Raw genomic sequence first — 16,271 nt, 5'->3', positions numbered from 1 at the left:
CTGGGATCTTCGATGATCGGCATGGAAAAGAGTGTGAATGGTTTGTACAAAATTGTCAAGACGCATTCCATGTTGCAGGATGAGCCATGATGGAACAACTGTTCCCGCAACACCGGAGAGGCGGCAATGGGTGCGACGCTGACTGACGTGGCGCGACGCGCGGGCGTCTCGATCGCCACGGCATCCCGCGCCTTCGGAGAACCCGACCGCCTCGCGACCGCCACACGAGACCGGGTGCTCCAGGCCGCCAATGATCTCGGTTACGACAGCCCCCAGGTGGCGACCGCCACCCGCTCGTTCGGCGTCGTCGTGCCGGACGTCGCCAACCCCGTCTATGCCACGCTTCTCAAGGCCATCCACTCGCAGGCATGGCACGGTCGTCACCGCACCGTACTGTTCGACACCGACGAGGATCGCTGGCGCGAGCGGGAGCAGATCGAGCAGGCGCGCAAGCTCGACGGCATGCTGCTGTGCTCACCCCGCCTGCCGGACGACGAGGTGCTCACGCTCGCCGGAGACACCCCCTTCGTCATCGTCAACCGCTTCATCGAGGGCGCCCCCTGCGTGCTCATGGACATGGAGAACGGGCCGCAGCAGGCGGTCGAGCATCTCGCTGCACTCGGCCACACGCACATCGCCTATGCGGCCGGGCCGACAGGATCCTGGGCAGACGGCCGGCGCGCCGCCACGATCACGAAGGCGTGCGAGCGGTTCGGCATCCGCCTCACGCACCTGAGCCACCAAGCGGCGTCGATCGAAGGCGGGCGGGCCGCGGCCGCGCCCGTGATCGCGAGCGGGGCGACGGCCGTCATCGCCTACAACGACCTCGTCGCGCTCGGCCTCGAAGCCGGCATGTCGGAGATGGGACGGTCCTGCCCGGCCGACATCAGCATCATCGGAATCGACGACATCGACATGGCCAGCGCCGTGAACCCCGGGCTGACGACGGTCAAGATGCCGATCGAGCGATGCGGAGCGCTCGCCGTCGAGCTCCTGCTGCAGGTGATGGCCGGCGCAACGCTCACGGAAGCCGCAACACTCGGCTCGCAACTCATCGTCCGGGGAACGACGGCGGCTCCAAAGTAGTTCATTTCAAGATAGTCCAAAATGGTACTATCTGCTCATGACCAATCATCTCGCTGTCGCACCCTGGTCGCTCGGCCTGCCGGACGCATCCCCGCCGCAGGGCATGTCCTTGTATCGGCTACCGACCGGCTTCTACGAGACCCGGGCGGCTTTCGCCGTGAAAGGTGGGGCCTTCCGTGACAAGCGCCACTTCGCAGCCTCGTCGGCGCTCATCACCCACCCCGCCGGGGACCTGTTGATCGACGCCGGTTTCGGAGCGGACCTGTCCGACCATGTCGCCCTGCTCCCTCGGGTCGAACGCGCTCGGTATTCGCGCGAGAAGACGGTGAAGGAGCAGCTCGACGCCGCGGGCTACGACTGGGCGAACCTGCGCGGAGTGCTGGTCACCCACGTCCACTGGGACCACGTGAGCGGTCTCGACAGCCTGCACGTCCCCATCTGGATCAACGCGGATGAAATGCGATACGGCGCAGAAGACACGCATGGCGCCGTGTTCCGGACGGTGTCGGCCGGCCTGCCCGTCCACCAGTACGCCTTCGACGGGCCCGCTTACCTCGGCTTCCCCGCCAGCCATGACGTGTACGGCGACGGCTCGGTGGTGATCGCTGAAGCGGGTGGGCACACCTTCGGCTCCGTCGTGGTCTTCGTGACCGTGCCCGACGGCGATCGCTACGCGTTCATCGGAGACATCGCCTGGCAGTTCGATGCGATCACCGACGGGCTCGAACGTCCGTGGCTGATGCGGAAGATGGCGGACACGGATGCGGCGAAAGTGCGTGAGAACCTGCAACGGGTGATCGCGCTCAGAGACCTCATGCGGATCGTGCCCGCCCACGACGGCGGCGCGTATGAGAGCATCGCAGCACTGCCCGCCCGATTCCCGACCGTGGATGGGAGCCAACGATGACCGCGGAATCTCCAGCCCCTGCCGAGGCGTCCGCAGCCGGTCCCGGACCAGAGTCCGAGATCACCTGGCTCCTGCACCGGGCGGCGCAGCGCATGCATGCGGTCACCGAACGGGAGGCCGTCGCGCACGGGCTCCAGCTGCGCGACTACATCATCCTGAGCGCCCTCGACAAGACGACGGGGCTGACCCAGATCGAGCTCGGCAGGGTTCTGGGGCTGGACAAGACCACCCTCACCAGCCAGCTCGACCGGCTGGAGCGGAACGGCCTCATCGAGCGACGCCCCGACCCGCGCGATCGGCGCGCCCGCATCCCGGTCATCACCGAGGAGGGCGAAGCCCTGCGGTCCGCGGCGGCGCGGTCGGCAGACGAAGCCGAACGCCACGCGTTGCGCGACTTCGACGACGACGACATCGTCCGACTTCGTCGCATCCTCTTCGCCATCGTCGGCGACACCGACACCGACACCGACGGATCGCGGCCATGACCGAGAACGACCGGATCGCCGCCGGAAGGGCGACCTACGCGCGCAACGTCGGCGTCGACGAGACGCAGGTCGAGGCGATGATGACCGAACGCGCCGGCGCCGCATACACGCGGGAGGCGTTCCTGGCCGCCGGCGGCCCCGGCTGGCAGGGCGATCAGCTCACCGATCGCGACCGGTCGATCGCGGTCATCGCCGCCCTCGTCGGCCAACACGTCGTCGACGACCGGCTGGCGACCTATCTCTCGGCCGCCCGCGCCAACGGGGTCACCGAAGACGGGCTGGCCTCGCTGATGATCCTGCTGACCGCCTACCTCGGTCAGCCGGCGACATCGGCCGCCATGGCCACCGTGCGCCGGACTCGACCTCTGGCCTAACGAGGGGTCGGCACGACGACCATCCCCAGCGCCTCGGCCAGCACGACCGCCTGTCGCTCGTCGATGACCGTGCCGCGGAGGACGACCTCCGACGGGTCGACGCCCGTCAGGTCACTTCCCGCGATGCTCGCCGCGGTGAGGTCTGCGCTGGTCAGCGTCGCGGCGCTGAGGTCGCATCCCTCGAACCGGGCGTCCTGACACCGCGCCTCGGAGAGGTCGGCCTCGCGCAGGCGGACTCCCTCGAACGACGCACCCCGTAGCTCCGCGCGCCGCAGACCGACGAACGACCAGTTGCCGCCCGTGACCTTCAGCAAGGAGAACTCGCATCCCTGGAAGGAGCTGCCGGTGACCTTGCAGCGCCGGAAGCTCGCGTCGAAGAAGTTGCAGAACTCGAAGCGGCAGTTCACGAACGCCGAGTCGTCGTGCTCGCTCACGTTGAAACGCACCTTGCGGAACACGCACTCGGTGAAGGTCGCGCCCCTGCTGCGCAGCTCGGTGAAGTCGACGTCGTCGAACACGACCCCGGTGTACTCGACCGAGTCGAGCTCGCGCCCGTACCAGTCCTCGCCCTTGATGGTCTCTCCGCCGTCCGTCACGAGGCGAGCCTAGCCCGGCGCGGAGCGGCGGGCGGCGGCCACCTGCCCCGCGGAATGTGACTTTCGTTGTAGTCGATCGGGCCCCCGAAATGGTGAGGACCACTCGACAATGAGCGGATGAGCACCGCGGCCCACCCGAACCTGGGCGCCTTCGCGTCCTGCGCGACCCGGGTGGGGCTGGCCTTCCTCGAGGGCCGTCCGGTGGTGATGGGCGTCTTCGCGCTCCGCTTCCTCGTCGGCAGGCTGCTGGCCGCCGGCGAGGACGGGGCGTCAGCGGCGCAGTGGCTCGGCGCGTCCTCGTGGATGCTCGCGGTATGGGCCGTCTACCTGATCAACGGGATCAGCGACGTCGAAGGCGACCGACTCAATGGCTCACCCCGCCCCCTGGCGACCGGCAGGCTGGATCTGCCGTCGGCGTCCGCGATCGCGGCGACTCTGCTCGCGCTATCGCTCCTCATGGCCTCCCTGCTCCCCCGCCCGTTCCTGCTCGCCGTGGTGGCGTTCGTGGGCCTCGGACTCGTCTACTCGGTCGGGCCGTGGGCGGCCAAGAAGGCGGCGATCGCGGCACTCATCATCGCGGCCGCCGGGGTGTTCCTGACGTATCTCGCTGCGGCGCTCGTCGTTGCCGAAACGGTGCCGACATCCGCGCTGGTCTTCGCGGCGGTGGCGTCCTGCTGGATCGCGGTCGCCGGGCACACCAAGGACTTCGGAGACGTCGCGGGTGACGCGGCGGAAGGGCGCCGGACCCTTCCGGTGATGCTCGGAATCCAGCGCGCCCGCGTCGTGGTGGCGATCGGAACGGGTGTCGTGTCGGCCACGGCGATGGCCCTCGGTGCACTCGTCCACCAGCTGCGGGCCCTGATCGCCCTCGGCGTCGCCGGTCCCGTCGTGATCGCCTTCACCCTGCTGGTCGATGGCGGAGACCGCCGACGCGACAAGCGGCCGTACCGCTCCTTCATGGCGGGTCAGTACGCTCTGAACGTCGCAGCGCTTCTAGGCGCGCTCGAGAGCTGAGGGTCGGACGTGGTGATCGGTAACGACGGAGTCGCATTGCGTGACCGCATCGTGGAGGCGCTGTTCGAGCGGCTCCGGGGCGCGGAGAGCACGCTGGTCGCAGACCCCGACGTGAGCGAGCAGCTCGTGGCGCAGGTCGACTGGATCCTCGACCGCACCTTCGACCGGCTCGGCCGCCCAGCCGGTGCGGGACGGCTCGCGACTCCGGCCCGGCACGGGTCCGGCGTGGGCGAGACGCGGGCGCGCCAGAACATCCACCCGGTCGACAGTCTCAGCGCGGCGACCGAGCTCTTCGATGTCGCGTTCTCGATCATCAGCGCCGACCAGGACTCGGCCGTCAGCCTCGCCGATCTGGCGCGGGCCCTGAACGCCTCCATCATGGATGCCGTCGTCCCGGCCTCGATCGGGTACGTCGATGTGCTGCTGGAACGCCTGGCCGTCGCCCACAGCGAGGAGCGCCTCAGCATCTCGCGCGAACTGCACGACCGCGTGGCGCACAGCATCGCCGCTGGTCTCCAGCGGTTCCAGCTCGGGGGCGTCGACGACGCGTCGGATCCCCGCCTGCGGGAAGGCTTGCAGCTGTTCGGCGCCGCACTCGACGAGACCCGCGCGATCGCCCTCGACCTCCGTCACGCCGTGGGCGACAAGCGGCTCGACGAGGCGCTGCGCGACTACGTCGGCGACCTCGACGACTCGGGCCCGCCGGTCGAGACCACGGTCGACGGGGAGCCGTACCGCCTCTCCACCGCAGTTCAGGAGGAGGCGTTCATCATCGTCCGCGAGGCGGTGCACAACGCGCGACGGCACTCCGGCGCCGAACTCATCCGTGTCCACTCGCGCTGGGACCGCCGCACTCTCACCATCGTGGTGAGCGACAACGGGCACGGATTCGCCCACGAAGCGGTCCGGTCGGGCGCACTCGGCCTGATCGCGGCGCAGGAGCGTGCCGAACTGATCGGCGCCGACCTCCACATCGCTCCGGGTCTCGGCACCGGGACCGTGCTCACACTGACCATTCCGAGAGGGCGGGAAGCCGCATGAACGACGAAATGCGAACCGTGGTCCTGATCGACGACCACGGGATGTTCCGCCAGGGCATCCGGGCGCTCATCGAGGACCGGTTCCGGATCGTCGGGGAGGGCGGGTCCAGCGAGGAGGCGTGGGCGCTCGTCGCCGAGCATGCGCCCGACGTGCTGCTCCTCGACGTCGAGATCCCAGGGGTGCCGGCGGAGCAGACGATCGCGCGCATCCGGCGGCATCACCCGGAGACGGCGGTCGTCATCCTCACGATGCACAGCGACGCCGTGCTCGAACGGCAGCTGTTGCGCGCCGGAGCGGCGGCCTTCGTCACCAAGACCGTAGGCAGCGAGCAGCTGATCGCGGTGATCGCCCGTGCGACCCCGCCCGTCGGAGAAGCGGCGGAGGCGGGCGCCGACGCGGAGGCAGCCGGCGCCATCCTCACGGTGCGTGAGCAGGAGGTGCTCCGGATGATCGCCCAGGCGTATTCGAACCGCGACATCGCGATGTCGCTGTCGATCGCCGAGGGCACGGTCAAGCGGCATACGACGAACATGTACGAGAAGCTGGGAGCCACATCCCGGATCGACGCCGTCCGGAAGGCCGCGCGCCTGGGGCTGCTCGACTGACGCTGTTTGCTGAAGAGTTTGGGGCGGTGGCAGGCCCCCGCTCCCGCCACCACCAGCGCCGTTCCCCCGAAGGCGCACATTGAAAGTAATCGCTTCCCTCCCCCAAATGAATACACCTTTCGTCACATTCCCCCCTCCACCCCCTTCCACCCACCGTCGAGTCCGCAAACTTTGCACGCCGCCGCGGCGCTTCGTGTGCAAAGTTTGCGGACTCGACGGTGGGGCGGAGGCGCGACGGGAGTGGGCGGAGGGGCGGAGGGGGGTCCGATACGCTCGGGGTATGGCCCACGATCTCGCTGACTTCCTCGGCGACGTCGGGCCGCTCGTGTTCTACCTGGCGGTGTGGGGACTCGTCTTCGCCGGTACCGCGCTCTTCATCGGCGTCTTCATCCCGTTCATCACCGGCGACTCACTGCTGTTCGGCGCCGGCATCCTCACCGGCACCAACCCGGAGCTGAACATCTGGGTCCTCGCCATCGGCGTCGGGATCGCCGCCGTGCTGGGCGACCAGGTCGGATTCTGGCTCGGCCGTCGGCTCGGCCGGCCGTATCTGACCCGCCGCGGCGGTCGCTGGGTGCAGGCCGGGGTGAAACGGGCTGAGCGCTTCTACGAACTCTTCGGCTGGTGGTCTGTGGTGATCAGCCGGTACATCCCGTGGGGTCGCGTCTTCATCCCGCCGATCGCCGGGATCAGCGCGATGAGCTACTGGCGGTTCCTCACCGCCAACATCGTCGGAGCGCTCAGCTGGGGCGTGCTCATCACCGTGATCGGCTACTTCGCCGCCGTCAATCCGAGCGTGCGGCCGGTCGCCTACGTCGTGGCGGGCGTCGTCATCCTCGCCTCCCTCATCGCGGGTGTCCGCGCCTGGGTCCTCGACCGGCGCGCGCGGCGGACCCTCGCGGAATGACCTGTACCCGCCCCGGGGTTCGCGCGGCCCGGGGCGGGCGATCGTGCGTCACTCGCGGACGAACCGCAGCGTGACGAGCTCGAAGGGGCGCAGCTGCAGGTCGAGCGCGCCGTCGCCGGTCTCGCGCTCGAGCAGATCCGTCCTCTGGATGCGCCGGTACGGGAACGACGCGACCAACGTCGTCGCGGCGCGCGACCCGAGCGATTCGTACAGCCGGACGACGACGTCGCCCGAGCCGTCCTCGGCGAGCTTGACGGTCTCCACGACGACGGCCGGATCGCTCGACACGATCAGCGGATCCACCGCGGCGGGCGCGGGACGCAGGGGCAGGTTGAGCCGGTAGCCGGCCTCGATCGCCGCGTCCACTCCGCCCACCACGAGGGAGGTGCGCAGCGTGTGCCGGCCCTGGTCTGCCTCCGGGTCCGGGAAGAGCGGGGCGCGCAGCAACGTCTGGCGCACCAGGGAGTAGGTGCCGCCACCGTCGCGCGGGTGGCGTGTCACATCGTGGCCGTAGGTGGAGTCGTTGGCGACCCCGACGCCGAACCCCGGCTCGCCGACGTGGACCCAGCGGTGCGCGCTCGTCTCGAACCGGGCGACATCCCAGCTCGTGTTGGTGTGCGTCGGGCGTTCGATGTGGCCGAACTGGATCTCGGACCGCGCGGAGGCGGTGTGCACATCCACGGGGAAGGCGAGCTTCAGCATGCGCTGGCGCTCGTGCCAGTCGACGTTCGTCTCGATGTCGAGGGCCGGGGAGCCGGCGGCGAGCGCGAGCGTCTGCGTGACGGTGGACGCCCCGAACCGGCGGACGACCCGCAGCGCGACCAGCTCCGGCGACTCGGAGACCACCTCCAGGGAGTCGAGACCGCTCAGATCCTCGCCGGAGAGCCGGTACTCGATGTCGACATCCCAGGCGTCCCACTGGGCGGGGGTGTCGCGGAACAGCTGGAGCACATTGGCGCGCGTGCCCGGAGGCACCGCCTCGCGACCTGTGGCGGCATCCACCAGGGACGCGATCAGACCGTCGGCATCGACGAGGACGCTGACGCGATCGTTCGACAGCCGGATGCCGTCGCCGTCGCGCTCGATGCGCGCGTCGCCGGTCCGCTGCGGGACCGCAACTCCGCCGGCCGGTACGCCGTCCACGGCGAACGGGGAGGAGTTGGCGACGAGACCGGCGCTCGTCGCATCCGCAACTCCATCCGCAACTCCGTCACCCAGAGCCGCCAGCGACCGCGCGATGACCGCCTCCAGCGACTCCGCCACCCGCGCGTAGTTCTCGACCGCCTGGTCGTGCACCCAGCCGATCGACGAACCGGGCAGGATGTCGTGGAACTGCTGTAGGAGCACGGTCCGCCACGCCTCGCGCAGCTCGCGCTCCGGGTAGTCGGCCCCGGTACGGACGGCGGCGGTGGCCGCCCAGAGCTCGGCTTCGTGCAGCAGCGCCTCGCTGCGGCGGTTGCCGTGCTTGGTCCGCGCCTGGGAGGTGTACGTGCCGCGGTGGAACTCCAGGTAGAGCTCCCCCACCCACACCGGTGCGGGGTCGAACTCCGCGCGCGCCGCCTCGAAGAAGGCGGCGGGCGATGCGACGCGCACCGTCGGCGACCCTTCGAGGTCGGCGGTGCGCTCCGCCGCCGCGAGCATCTCCCGGGTCGGGCCGCCGCCGCCGTCGCCGAATCCGAAGGGCACCAGCGAGGTGTTCGCCCGGCCCTTGTCGGCGAAGTTCCGCTCGGCGCGTGCCAGCTCCTGGCCCGAGAGGATCGAGTTGTACGTGTCGACCGGCGGGAAGTGCGTGAAGATGCGCGATCCGTCGATGCCCTCCCACTGGAACGTGTGGTGCGGGAACAGGTTGACCTCGTTCCACGAGATCTTCTGGGTGAGGAAGTTGTCCATCCCCGCCTCGCGCGCGATCTGCGGCAGTGCGCCCGAGTAGCCGAAGGAGTCGGGGAGCCACACCTCGCGCGGCTCGTATCCGAACTCCTCCAGGAAGAACCGCTTGCCCTCGACGAACTGCCGGGCCATCGCCTCCGATCCCGGCATATTGGTGTCCGACTCGACCCACATGCCGCCCACCGGGACGAACCGGCCCTCGGCGACACGTGCCCGGATGCGCTCGAACAGCTCAGGATAGAACTGCTTCATCCAGGCGAACTGCTGGGCGGACGAGCACGCGAACACGAAGTCCGGGTCCTGGTCCATCAGGTCGAGCACGTTGGAGAAGGTGCGGGCGCACTTGCGGATGGTCTCGCGCACCGGCCACAGCCAGGCCGAGTCGATGTGCGCGTGCCCGACCGCGAAGACCCGGTGCGCCGTCGCCGACGCAGGCGAGGCGAGCACCCCGGCGAGCGCCTCCCGCCCCCGCGACACCGTCCCGGCGACGTCGAAGGGATCGACCGCGGTGACGGCGGCTTCCAGCGCGGCGAACAGGGCGGCCCTGCGGGGCGACGTCTCGGGCAGCACGAGCGCGAGCCCCTTCGCGGTGAAGATGTCCTGCACCAGCTCCCACACCTCGCGGTCGCGATGCACGATGTCCACACGGCGCAGCGTGTAGATCGGGGTCTGCGGCGCTGTCGACACCCGGCCCATCCCGGTCGGCGCGAAGGTCCAGTTCGAGCCCACATCCGGGTTGGCCGCGGCCTCGACGTACAGCTCGAACGACTCCCCCGGCCGGGCCTGGAGGCGCACGTAGGCGTTGTACGGCTCCAGCGCCTTCAGGATGGTGCCCTCGGGAGTCCACACCAGACCCTCCGCCTGGAATCCCACCTGGCTCAGCGTGAACCCGAGGTCGACGAGGAGCTCGACATCCTCGGCCGCCGCATCCCACTCCGCCGGGACCGTGCCGGTCACGCGGAACCACACGGTGCCCCACGGCCGACCCCACGCCTCCCCCGCCGCGAACGGCCGGAAGTCGTTCGCGACGGCGTCAGCGAAGGGCACCGGCTCGCCGGGCGCCTCCCACGCCTCGATCGACGCGGGCGCGGCCGCACGCTCGAGGGCGGGCGTGAGGCGTTCGCGAACGAAGCGGTCGATGCGCATCTCGGCGAGCTGGTTCTGCTGGTACAACGGTTCTCCTTGGGTGAGGGGATGGGACGGGGCGAAGGGACGGGCTCATCCCTTGACGGCGCCGGCGAGCGCGGACGAACCGCCGAGCGCGCGCGACACGATGACGTAGAGGGCGATCACGGGAACGGAGTAGATGAGCGAGTACGCCGCCAGCTGCCCGTAGGCGACCGCACCGTACTGGCCGAAGAACGTGAAGATGCTCACGGCCGCCGGCTGGTTCTCCGGGCTCAGCAGCAGCACGAAGGGGACGAAGAAGTTGCCCCAGGCTGCCACGAACACGTAGATGAACACCACCGCGATCCCGGGGCGGACGAGGGGGACGACGACCGTCCACAGCGTCTTCATGCTGGATGCGCCATCCACCCAGGCCGCCTCCTCCAGCTGCACGGGCACCGAGTCGACGAAGTTCTTCGTCATCCAGATCGCCATCGGGAGGGACGACGCGGCGAGGAACAGGATGGTCCCGCCGAGCGAGTCGATCAGGTTCAGCGAGACGAACAGGCTGTACACCGGCACCATCATCGCGGTGATCGGCAGGCAGGTGCCGAACAGGATCGCGTACAGGAACGGCCGGTTGAACCGGTTGCGGTAACGCGACAGCGGGTACGCCGCGAGGATGGCGACCACCACCGTGACGATCGCGCATCCCGCCGACAGCAGCAGGCTGTTCCACAGCGGCAGGAACGACAGCTCAGGCGTGAGCACCTTGCGGAAGTTCTCCAGGGACCACTGCTTCGGCCACGCGACCGAGAGCGTGGCCCCGCCGTCGAACGACGCGAGCACCACCCACACCAGCGGGAGCACGAAGACCGCGCCGATGAGGAGCAGGATGACGTTCGACGTCCAGCGCAGGGCGACCCCGTTGGGTGACGACAGCTTCATCAGTCCACCTCCGTCTTGAGGGCCCGCACATAGATCACGGCGAACACCGCTCCCACGAGCAGAAGGATCGTCGCGATCGCGGTGCCGTAGCCGAGCTCGGAGAACTTGAACGCCTCCTGGTACGCCAGCACGGGGAGCGTCATGCTCTTGTTGCCCGGGCCGCCTCCGGTCATCACGTAGATGAGGGTGAAGACGGACAACGTCTGAAGCGTGATGAGCATCAGGTTGGTGGAGATGCTCCGCCGGATCATCGGCAGCGTCACGAGGAAGAACCGCTTGACGCCGTTGGCGCCGTCGACCTCCGCCGCCTCGGTGATCTCCGGCGGCACCTCCTGCAGCGCCGCCGAGTAGACGAGCATCGAGAAGGCCGTGCCTCGCCACGTGTTGGCCAGGATGATCGACAGCATCGGGAAGGCGAACAGCCAGGACGGACCCGTCACGCCGAACATCGCGAGGATGGCGTTCAGCGTCCCGTGCTGGCTGAAGAACGCGTACGACGCGAACGCCGCGACGATCTCCGGAAGGACCCACGCGCCGACGACGAAGGTCGAGACGATCGCGCCGACCCAGCGGCTCCCGCTCCGCATCAGCAGAGCCAGCACCATCCCGGCGACATTCTGGCCGATGACCGCGGACCCGAGCAGGAAGACCAGGGTCAGCCAGACCGAGACCGGGAAGTCCGGGCTCTTGAAGAGGTCGATGTAGTTCTGCAACCCCACCCACTGGCTGGATGCGGCAGCGGAACCCGTCAGCGACATGTCGGTGAACGAGCCGTAGAACGACGACAGGATCGGCCCGAGCAGGAACACGACGAGCAGACCGATGGCGGGGAGGAGGGGGACCGAGCGGGCGAGCGACCGCCGGGTGTGTGCGCGCGAACGTGCCGTGTCCCGCTGGCGCGGCGGCCGGGCCGACGAGGCCCGGCCGCGCGCGTCCGAGACGGCGGGGACGGTGGAGGTCACTACTTCGACTCCGTCTTGCCCTCACCGACGATCCCCACGACGGTGTCGTCGTAGGTCTTGGCGGCCTCTGCGGGCGTGGCCTGCCCGGTCATCACCGACTCCATCGCGACCTGGATGCCGTTCGAGATCTTCGGATAGTCGGGTGTGGCGGGCCGGAACTTGGTCACGGCGACGAGCGACGAGAAGAACTCCGAGGTCGGGTTCGACGTCTTGTACTTCTCGTCGTCGGCGACATCCTTGCGGACCGGGATGCCGGCGGTGTTGATGTTGTACTCGAGCGAGCGCTGCTTGTCGGTCAGGAAGGTGATGAACTTCCACGCCAGGTCCTTGGCCTTGCTCTTGGCGCCCATCGAGAACGTCCACCCGCCGGACAGGCTGATCTTTCCGGGGTCCTGCCCCTCTTTCGTCGGCATGGCCGCGGTGCCCATGACAGAAGACCAGTCGGCCCACGGCGTCGCGCCGGTCGGCAGCCAGGCGTTCGAGGCCCACGAGCCGTCGAGGTTGATCGCGAGCTTGCCCTGCGGCATGAGCTGGTTGTTGATCGTGTTCTGGTAGTTCGTGTCGCTGGTGACCTCCTGGCTCGGGCCGAGGCCGCCCTGGTAGACCTCCTTGATCACGTCGAGCGCGTCCGTGAACGCCTTCGAGCCGACGATCCACTTGGCCTTCGAGTCGTCGTAGAGGCCCTTCTCGCTGGCTCCGTACAGCAGCATCTCGAAGCCCTGCATCGAGCTCGCCTCACCCGCGGCTTTTCCCGAGAAGATGTTGAGCGGGATGACGCCCGGCACGGCCGCCTTGATCTTCTTCGCGGCGCCGATCACGTCATCCCAGGTCTTCGGCTGCCACGGGGTCGGGATGCCGGCCTTCGCGAAGATGTCCTTGTTGTACCAGAGGCCCCGGGTGTCGGTGCCGGTCGGGATGCCGTAGACCTTGCCGTCGTCTCCCTTGCCCGCGTCCTTGGCGTTGTCGAAGAAGTTCGACCAGTCCGACCATGTGTCGACGTACGAGTCGAGCGGGGCCAGATAGCCGGCCTGCGCGTCGGCGCGGATGAGGAAGGTGTCCTCCGACATCACGTCGGGCGCCGTGGTGGCCGCACGGTTCATGAGGGAGAGCTTCGTGTAGTAGTCGTTCTCGGCCGCCTTGATCGGGACGAGCGTGATCTTCTTCCCCGGGTTGGCCTTCTCGAAGTCGGCCTTGGCCTTGGTCATGAAGTTGGCCATGATGTCGGACCCGAAGTCCTGGAAGGCGACCTTGATGGTCGTGCCGTCGCTGCCGCCGGACGAGGACGAACATCCCGCCATTGCGACGAGGGCCGCAGTGGCCACGGTGGCGGCCAGGATCCTGCTTCGCTTCATCGATGCTCCTTTGCATTGATGTCCGTGGCGTGACGCCGCCGGACCTGCGTAATTTATAAATCAATTTGATTTACAAGCGCAAGGGAAACGGCGAGATTGTCCCCCGCCGTGTCGCAAGAGCAGCGCGGCAGCGGTCAGCGGACGACAGCGCGCGGCGAGAACGTCCCGTCCAGGACGAGCGCGGCCGCACCTACGGCCGCGACGTCCTCACCGATCGCGCTGGAGGCGATCGCGATGCCGTGCGTCAGGATGCCCGTGTCGAGCTCGGCCAGCCGCGCCGGCAGCTGGTCCAGATAGCGGCGCTCCACCCGCGACCACGACGGGCCGCCGTAGACGATGCGGTCGAGATCGAGGAGGGACGTCAGATTGGACAGGTAGAAGGCCGAGTTGCGGATGCTCCGGTCGATGATCTCCCGCGCCCCCGCGTCACCGGCCTCCGCCGCGGATGCCAGGTCGGTGAAGAGCTCGTCGACGGTCTCCACATCCAGCTGCAGGTCCTCCTCCGGCACGACGGTCGTGCCCACAGGCGGCGTCAGCACCCCCGCCCACAGGCCCTGCATGACCAGCCGGTACGGCCGGACGGACTCCCCGTAACAGCCGCGCCGGCCGCAGGCGCACAGCGTTCCGCCGGGGTCGACGAGCACATGGCCGACATCGCCGGCGTTGTCGGTGGATCCCGTGTAGACCTCTCCGCCCAGCACCAGGCCGACGCCGACGCCCGTTCCGTAGTAGACGAACGCGTAGTCCCGGGATGCTCCGGCCGGATCGCTCCACCGCTCGGCGACGGCCGCGCACGTCACATCCTTGGCGACCAGGGAGGGCAGGCCGGTCGCAGCCGTCAGCTCGTCCCGGAGGTGGAAGTCGTTCCAGCTCGGGATCAACGGCGGCCGGACCACCACACCCCGCTCAGCGTCGATGGGGCCCGGCGCGGCGACGCCGACGCCGATCACGCGCTCCGGATCGACGCCCGGCGTCGCGAGCACCTCGTGGATGGCGTCGACGGCGGCCGCGAGCGTCGAGACGGCGTCGCCGTCCGGCGGGGACGGACGGTGCACATGGGCGACCACGGACCCCTCGAGATCGAGCAGGACGCAGGCGATCACGGTGGGGTCGAGGTGGACACCCACGGCGTAGGCGCCCGCCGGGTTCAGGCGCAGGATGGTGCGCGGCTTGCCCGGGCTGCCCTCGCTCTGCTTCCCGGCCTCGCGGATGAGCCCCTGCTGCAGGAGGCGGCGCGTCACGTTGGTGACGGTCTGCGCCGAGAGGCCCGTTCGCGCTGCCAGCTCCACCCGGCTGAGCCCGTCCGGCGACCGTCGGACGGCATCCAGCACGACCGTCTCGTTGAACGCCGCGATGGCGGGGAGGTTGGCTCCTCTGGCCACAGGTCCTCCGTTCGCCGCCAGGTGTCCCCAGTGAGTACTGAGGATACCTACTGACTGCGGGCTGGACGCCTGCGGGGGCGGCTAGGCGACCCTCCCCCGTTCGGGCGGTCCCGGCGGCCCGAGCGGTCGGGCCGCCGCGACCAGACGGTTGGCGAGCGTCGCCGCGGCCTCCGCCAGTGCGGGCGGGCCGACGATCTCGAACGCGACGTCGAACCGCGTGAGAGACGCCAGCACGCCGATCCACGACCACGAGCCGAGGGTGAGACGACTCCGGGACTCGCCCACGGGCTCCACGTGGCCGTCGGTCACCCACGGGATCACGTCGCGCGGCGGCAGGTCGATGACGACCTCGCCCACGCATGGCCAGCGGTCCTCGTCGTCGCTGCCCTTGAAGCGCGCCGCTACAAACGACGTCGCGTCTCCGGTGGGGATCTGCCGCGGACGGAACCCCGGACCGGCCGGGAACCTCGGCGCCAGCCGATCGAGCCGGAACACCCGCCAGTCGTCCCGGTCGAGGTCCCACGCCACCAGATACCAGCGCGCATCCCGAGCCACGAGACCGTGCGGCTCGGTGCGACGCGGCGGTCCGTCCGCTCCGGCATAGTCGAACCGGAGCACCTTCCTCTCCCGGACGGCGGTGCTCACCGCGCCGAGCACCGCCGGCTCGACCGCCGGTCCCGCGCTGGGCCGGTCGAAGCGGATGCCGTCGATGCGATGCCGCAGGCGAGATGGCATGACCTGGCGGACGGTCGCGAGCGCGCGGGCAGCGGCCTCCTCGATCTCGGCTCCAGACGCCCCGGCGTTCTGTAGTGCGATGGAGAGGGCGACGGCCTGCTCTTCGTCGAACAGGAGGGGCGGCAACTCGGAGCCCGCGGCGAGACGGTACCCGCCGTCGGGACCCTTCAGCGCGTCGATGCGGTAGCCGAGCTCGCGGAGGCGGTCCACATCCCGCCGGACCGTCCGGGTGCTCACGTCGAGCCGATCCGCGAGCGCCTGCCCGGGCCAGTCCCGTCGCGCCTGCAACAGCGAGAGCATCGTGAGCATGCGCGAGGAGGGTGCGTTCATGCCTCGATTCTCGCGGGAGTAGCGGACCGAAACTGTCCGCTACCGCTGCGATTCTGGCGTCGCCGGGAGAAGCCGGCGATCTCACCGAGAGGAAACAGTCATGAGTATCACCGTCACCACGCACCTGAACTTCCGCGCCGGAGAGGCGCGAGCAGCCCTCGACTTCTACGCCGGCGCGTTCGGCGGAGAGGTGACCGCGGCGACGTATGCCGATTTCGGCATGCCCCCCGAACTCCCTGACGCGCAGCGCATCGTCTTCGGCCAGGTCGTCTCACCCGAGGGGTTCCGGGTGATGGCGTACGACGTTCCGGGCACTGGAGATCAGGGCGCGGCTCAGTCCGCATCGACGCGGCGGGAGAACGGGATGACCATCACCGACCAGCCCTTCTTCGTCTCCGTCCGGGCGGGATCCCTCGACGAGCTGGCCGGCTACTGGGAGCGCCTCTCGGAGGGCGCCACCGTCGTCGAACCACTGGCGACATCCGCCTGGTCCGCGGGGTTCGGGATGCTGACGGACCGCTTCGGCGTCACCTGGGTGCTCGACGTGGCGTGA

At 69.2% G+C, this 16,271-nt stretch carries 16 protein-coding genes; 9 read left to right on the top strand and 7 right to left on the bottom strand.

The window, feature by feature from the left end; translation table 11 throughout:
- Window positions 1-147: 147 nt before the first annotated feature.
- The 4 genes from AXZ95_RS04320 to AXZ95_RS04305 are packed head-to-tail and all read left to right on the top strand — an operon-like array spanning window position 148 to window position 2,852.
- On the top strand, window positions 148-1,086 hold the full coding sequence (locus tag AXZ95_RS04320; RefSeq protein ID WP_231374337.1) for a LacI family DNA-binding transcriptional regulator: 939 nt from the start codon (window positions 148-150) through the stop codon (window positions 1,084-1,086).
- Window positions 1,087-1,123: 37 nt separating this feature from the next.
- The gene (locus tag AXZ95_RS04315) at window positions 1,124-1,993 is read left to right on the top strand and encodes an MBL fold metallo-hydrolase (protein ID WP_018189782.1); all 870 of its coding nucleotides are present in this window, start codon (window positions 1,124-1,126) and stop codon (window positions 1,991-1,993) included.
- A complete protein-coding gene (locus AXZ95_RS04310) occupies window positions 1,990-2,478 on the top strand; it encodes a MarR family transcriptional regulator (protein WP_018189781.1) in 489 nt (162 codons plus the stop codon). Before AXZ95_RS04315 ends, AXZ95_RS04310 begins: the two co-directional genes overlap by 4 nt.
- Window positions 2,475-2,852 (top strand): carboxymuconolactone decarboxylase family protein, encoded by a 378-nt coding sequence (locus AXZ95_RS04305; protein WP_018189780.1) that lies wholly within the window; start codon window positions 2,475-2,477, stop codon window positions 2,850-2,852. The genes AXZ95_RS04310 and AXZ95_RS04305 overlap by 4 nt, the downstream gene beginning before the upstream one ends.
- Here AXZ95_RS04305 and AXZ95_RS04300 read toward each other — a convergent pair.
- The gene (locus tag AXZ95_RS04300) at window positions 2,849-3,448 is read right to left on the bottom strand and encodes a pentapeptide repeat-containing protein (RefSeq protein ID WP_018189779.1); all 600 of its coding nucleotides are present in this window, start codon (window positions 3,446-3,448) and stop codon (window positions 2,849-2,851) included. The genes AXZ95_RS04305 and AXZ95_RS04300 overlap by 4 nt on opposite strands.
- 117 nt (window positions 3,449-3,565) lie before the next feature.
- Between AXZ95_RS04300 and AXZ95_RS04295 the strand changes: the two genes are divergently transcribed.
- The 4 genes from AXZ95_RS04295 (at window position 3,566) to AXZ95_RS04275 (ending at window position 7,015) form a co-directional block, all read left to right on the top strand.
- A complete protein-coding gene (locus AXZ95_RS04295) occupies window positions 3,566-4,462 on the top strand; it encodes a UbiA family prenyltransferase (RefSeq protein WP_018189778.1) in 897 nt (298 codons plus the stop codon).
- Between the two features lie 9 nt (window positions 4,463-4,471).
- Entirely contained in the window at window positions 4,472-5,503 is a 1,032-nt protein-coding gene (locus AXZ95_RS04290; protein ID WP_018189777.1) for an ATP-binding protein, read from the top strand.
- On the top strand, window positions 5,500-6,108 hold the full coding sequence (locus AXZ95_RS04285; RefSeq protein WP_026307049.1) for a response regulator transcription factor: 609 nt from the start codon (window positions 5,500-5,502) through the stop codon (window positions 6,106-6,108). Before AXZ95_RS04290 ends, AXZ95_RS04285 begins: the two co-directional genes overlap by 4 nt.
- 280 nt (window positions 6,109-6,388) lie before the next feature.
- A complete protein-coding gene (locus AXZ95_RS04275; RefSeq protein ID WP_018189775.1) occupies window positions 6,389-7,015 on the top strand; it encodes a DedA family protein in 627 nt (208 codons plus the stop codon).
- A gap of 48 nt (window positions 7,016-7,063) precedes the next feature.
- On the opposite strand, the gene AXZ95_RS04270 is transcribed toward AXZ95_RS04275, so the two are convergent.
- From AXZ95_RS04270 to AXZ95_RS04245, 6 genes are all read right to left on the bottom strand, one after another.
- On the bottom strand, window positions 7,064-10,075 hold the full coding sequence (locus AXZ95_RS04270; RefSeq protein WP_018189774.1) for a glycoside hydrolase family 38 C-terminal domain-containing protein: 3,012 nt from the start codon (window positions 10,073-10,075) through the stop codon (window positions 7,064-7,066).
- 45 nt (window positions 10,076-10,120) lie between these two features.
- Window positions 10,121-10,957 carry a carbohydrate ABC transporter permease gene (locus AXZ95_RS04265; RefSeq protein WP_018189773.1) on the bottom strand — a complete coding sequence of 279 codons (837 nt, stop codon included), beginning with the start codon at window positions 10,955-10,957 and terminating at the stop codon, window positions 10,121-10,123.
- Complete coding sequence (locus AXZ95_RS04260) at window positions 10,957-11,919, bottom strand: sugar ABC transporter permease (RefSeq protein WP_018189772.1); 963 nt, start codon at window positions 11,917-11,919, stop codon at window positions 10,957-10,959. Before AXZ95_RS04260 ends, AXZ95_RS04265 begins: the two co-directional genes overlap by 1 nt.
- Complete coding sequence (locus AXZ95_RS04255; RefSeq protein WP_018189771.1) at window positions 11,919-13,271, bottom strand: extracellular solute-binding protein; 1,353 nt, start codon at window positions 13,269-13,271, stop codon at window positions 11,919-11,921. The genes AXZ95_RS04260 and AXZ95_RS04255 overlap by 1 nt, the downstream gene beginning before the upstream one ends.
- Before the next feature lie 134 nt (window positions 13,272-13,405).
- Entirely contained in the window at window positions 13,406-14,653 is a 1,248-nt protein-coding gene (locus AXZ95_RS04250) for an ROK family transcriptional regulator (protein ID WP_018189770.1), read from the bottom strand.
- Window positions 14,654-14,734: 81 nt separating this feature from the next.
- Window positions 14,735-15,718, bottom strand: coding sequence for a WYL domain-containing protein (locus tag AXZ95_RS04245; RefSeq protein WP_018189769.1), 984 nt, complete (start codon window positions 15,716-15,718; stop codon window positions 14,735-14,737).
- Window positions 15,719-15,818: 100 nt separating this feature from the next.
- Between AXZ95_RS04245 and AXZ95_RS04240 the strand changes: the two genes are divergently transcribed.
- Window positions 15,819-16,271 carry a VOC family protein gene (locus AXZ95_RS04240; protein ID WP_018189768.1) on the top strand — a complete coding sequence of 151 codons (453 nt, stop codon included), beginning with the start codon at window positions 15,819-15,821 and terminating at the stop codon, window positions 16,269-16,271.

The organism is Leifsonia sp. 115AMFTsu3.1 (assembly GCF_004362795.1).
GTDB lineage: Bacteria > Actinomycetota > Actinomycetes > Actinomycetales > Microbacteriaceae > Leifsonia.
This window is presented reverse-complemented; position numbering and strand designations above follow the sequence as displayed.

Coding starts and splice junctions, on each gene's coding strand:
- AXZ95_RS04315 (WP_018189782.1), top strand. CDS start 1,124: ATGACCAATCATCTCGCTGTCGCACCCTGGTCGCTCGGCCTGCCGGAC.
- AXZ95_RS04310 (WP_018189781.1), top strand. CDS start 1,990: ATGACCGCGGAATCTCCAGCCCCTGCCGAGGCGTCCGCAGCCGGTCCC.
- AXZ95_RS04305 (WP_018189780.1), top strand. CDS start 2,475: ATGACCGAGAACGACCGGATCGCCGCCGGAAGGGCGACCTACGCGCGC.
- AXZ95_RS04295 (WP_018189778.1), top strand. CDS start 3,566: ATGAGCACCGCGGCCCACCCGAACCTGGGCGCCTTCGCGTCCTGCGCG.
- AXZ95_RS04285 (WP_026307049.1), top strand. CDS start 5,500: ATGAACGACGAAATGCGAACCGTGGTCCTGATCGACGACCACGGGATG.
- AXZ95_RS04275 (WP_018189775.1), top strand. CDS start 6,389: ATGGCCCACGATCTCGCTGACTTCCTCGGCGACGTCGGGCCGCTCGTG.
- AXZ95_RS04265 (WP_018189773.1), bottom strand. CDS start 10,957: ATGAAGCTGTCGTCACCCAACGGGGTCGCCCTGCGCTGGACGTCGAAC.
- AXZ95_RS04255 (WP_018189771.1), bottom strand. CDS start 13,271: ATGAAGCGAAGCAGGATCCTGGCCGCCACCGTGGCCACTGCGGCCCTC.
- AXZ95_RS04245 (WP_018189769.1), bottom strand. CDS start 15,718: ATGAACGCACCCTCCTCGCGCATGCTCACGATGCTCTCGCTGTTGCAG.
- AXZ95_RS04240 (WP_018189768.1), top strand. CDS start 15,819: ATGAGTATCACCGTCACCACGCACCTGAACTTCCGCGCCGGAGAGGCG.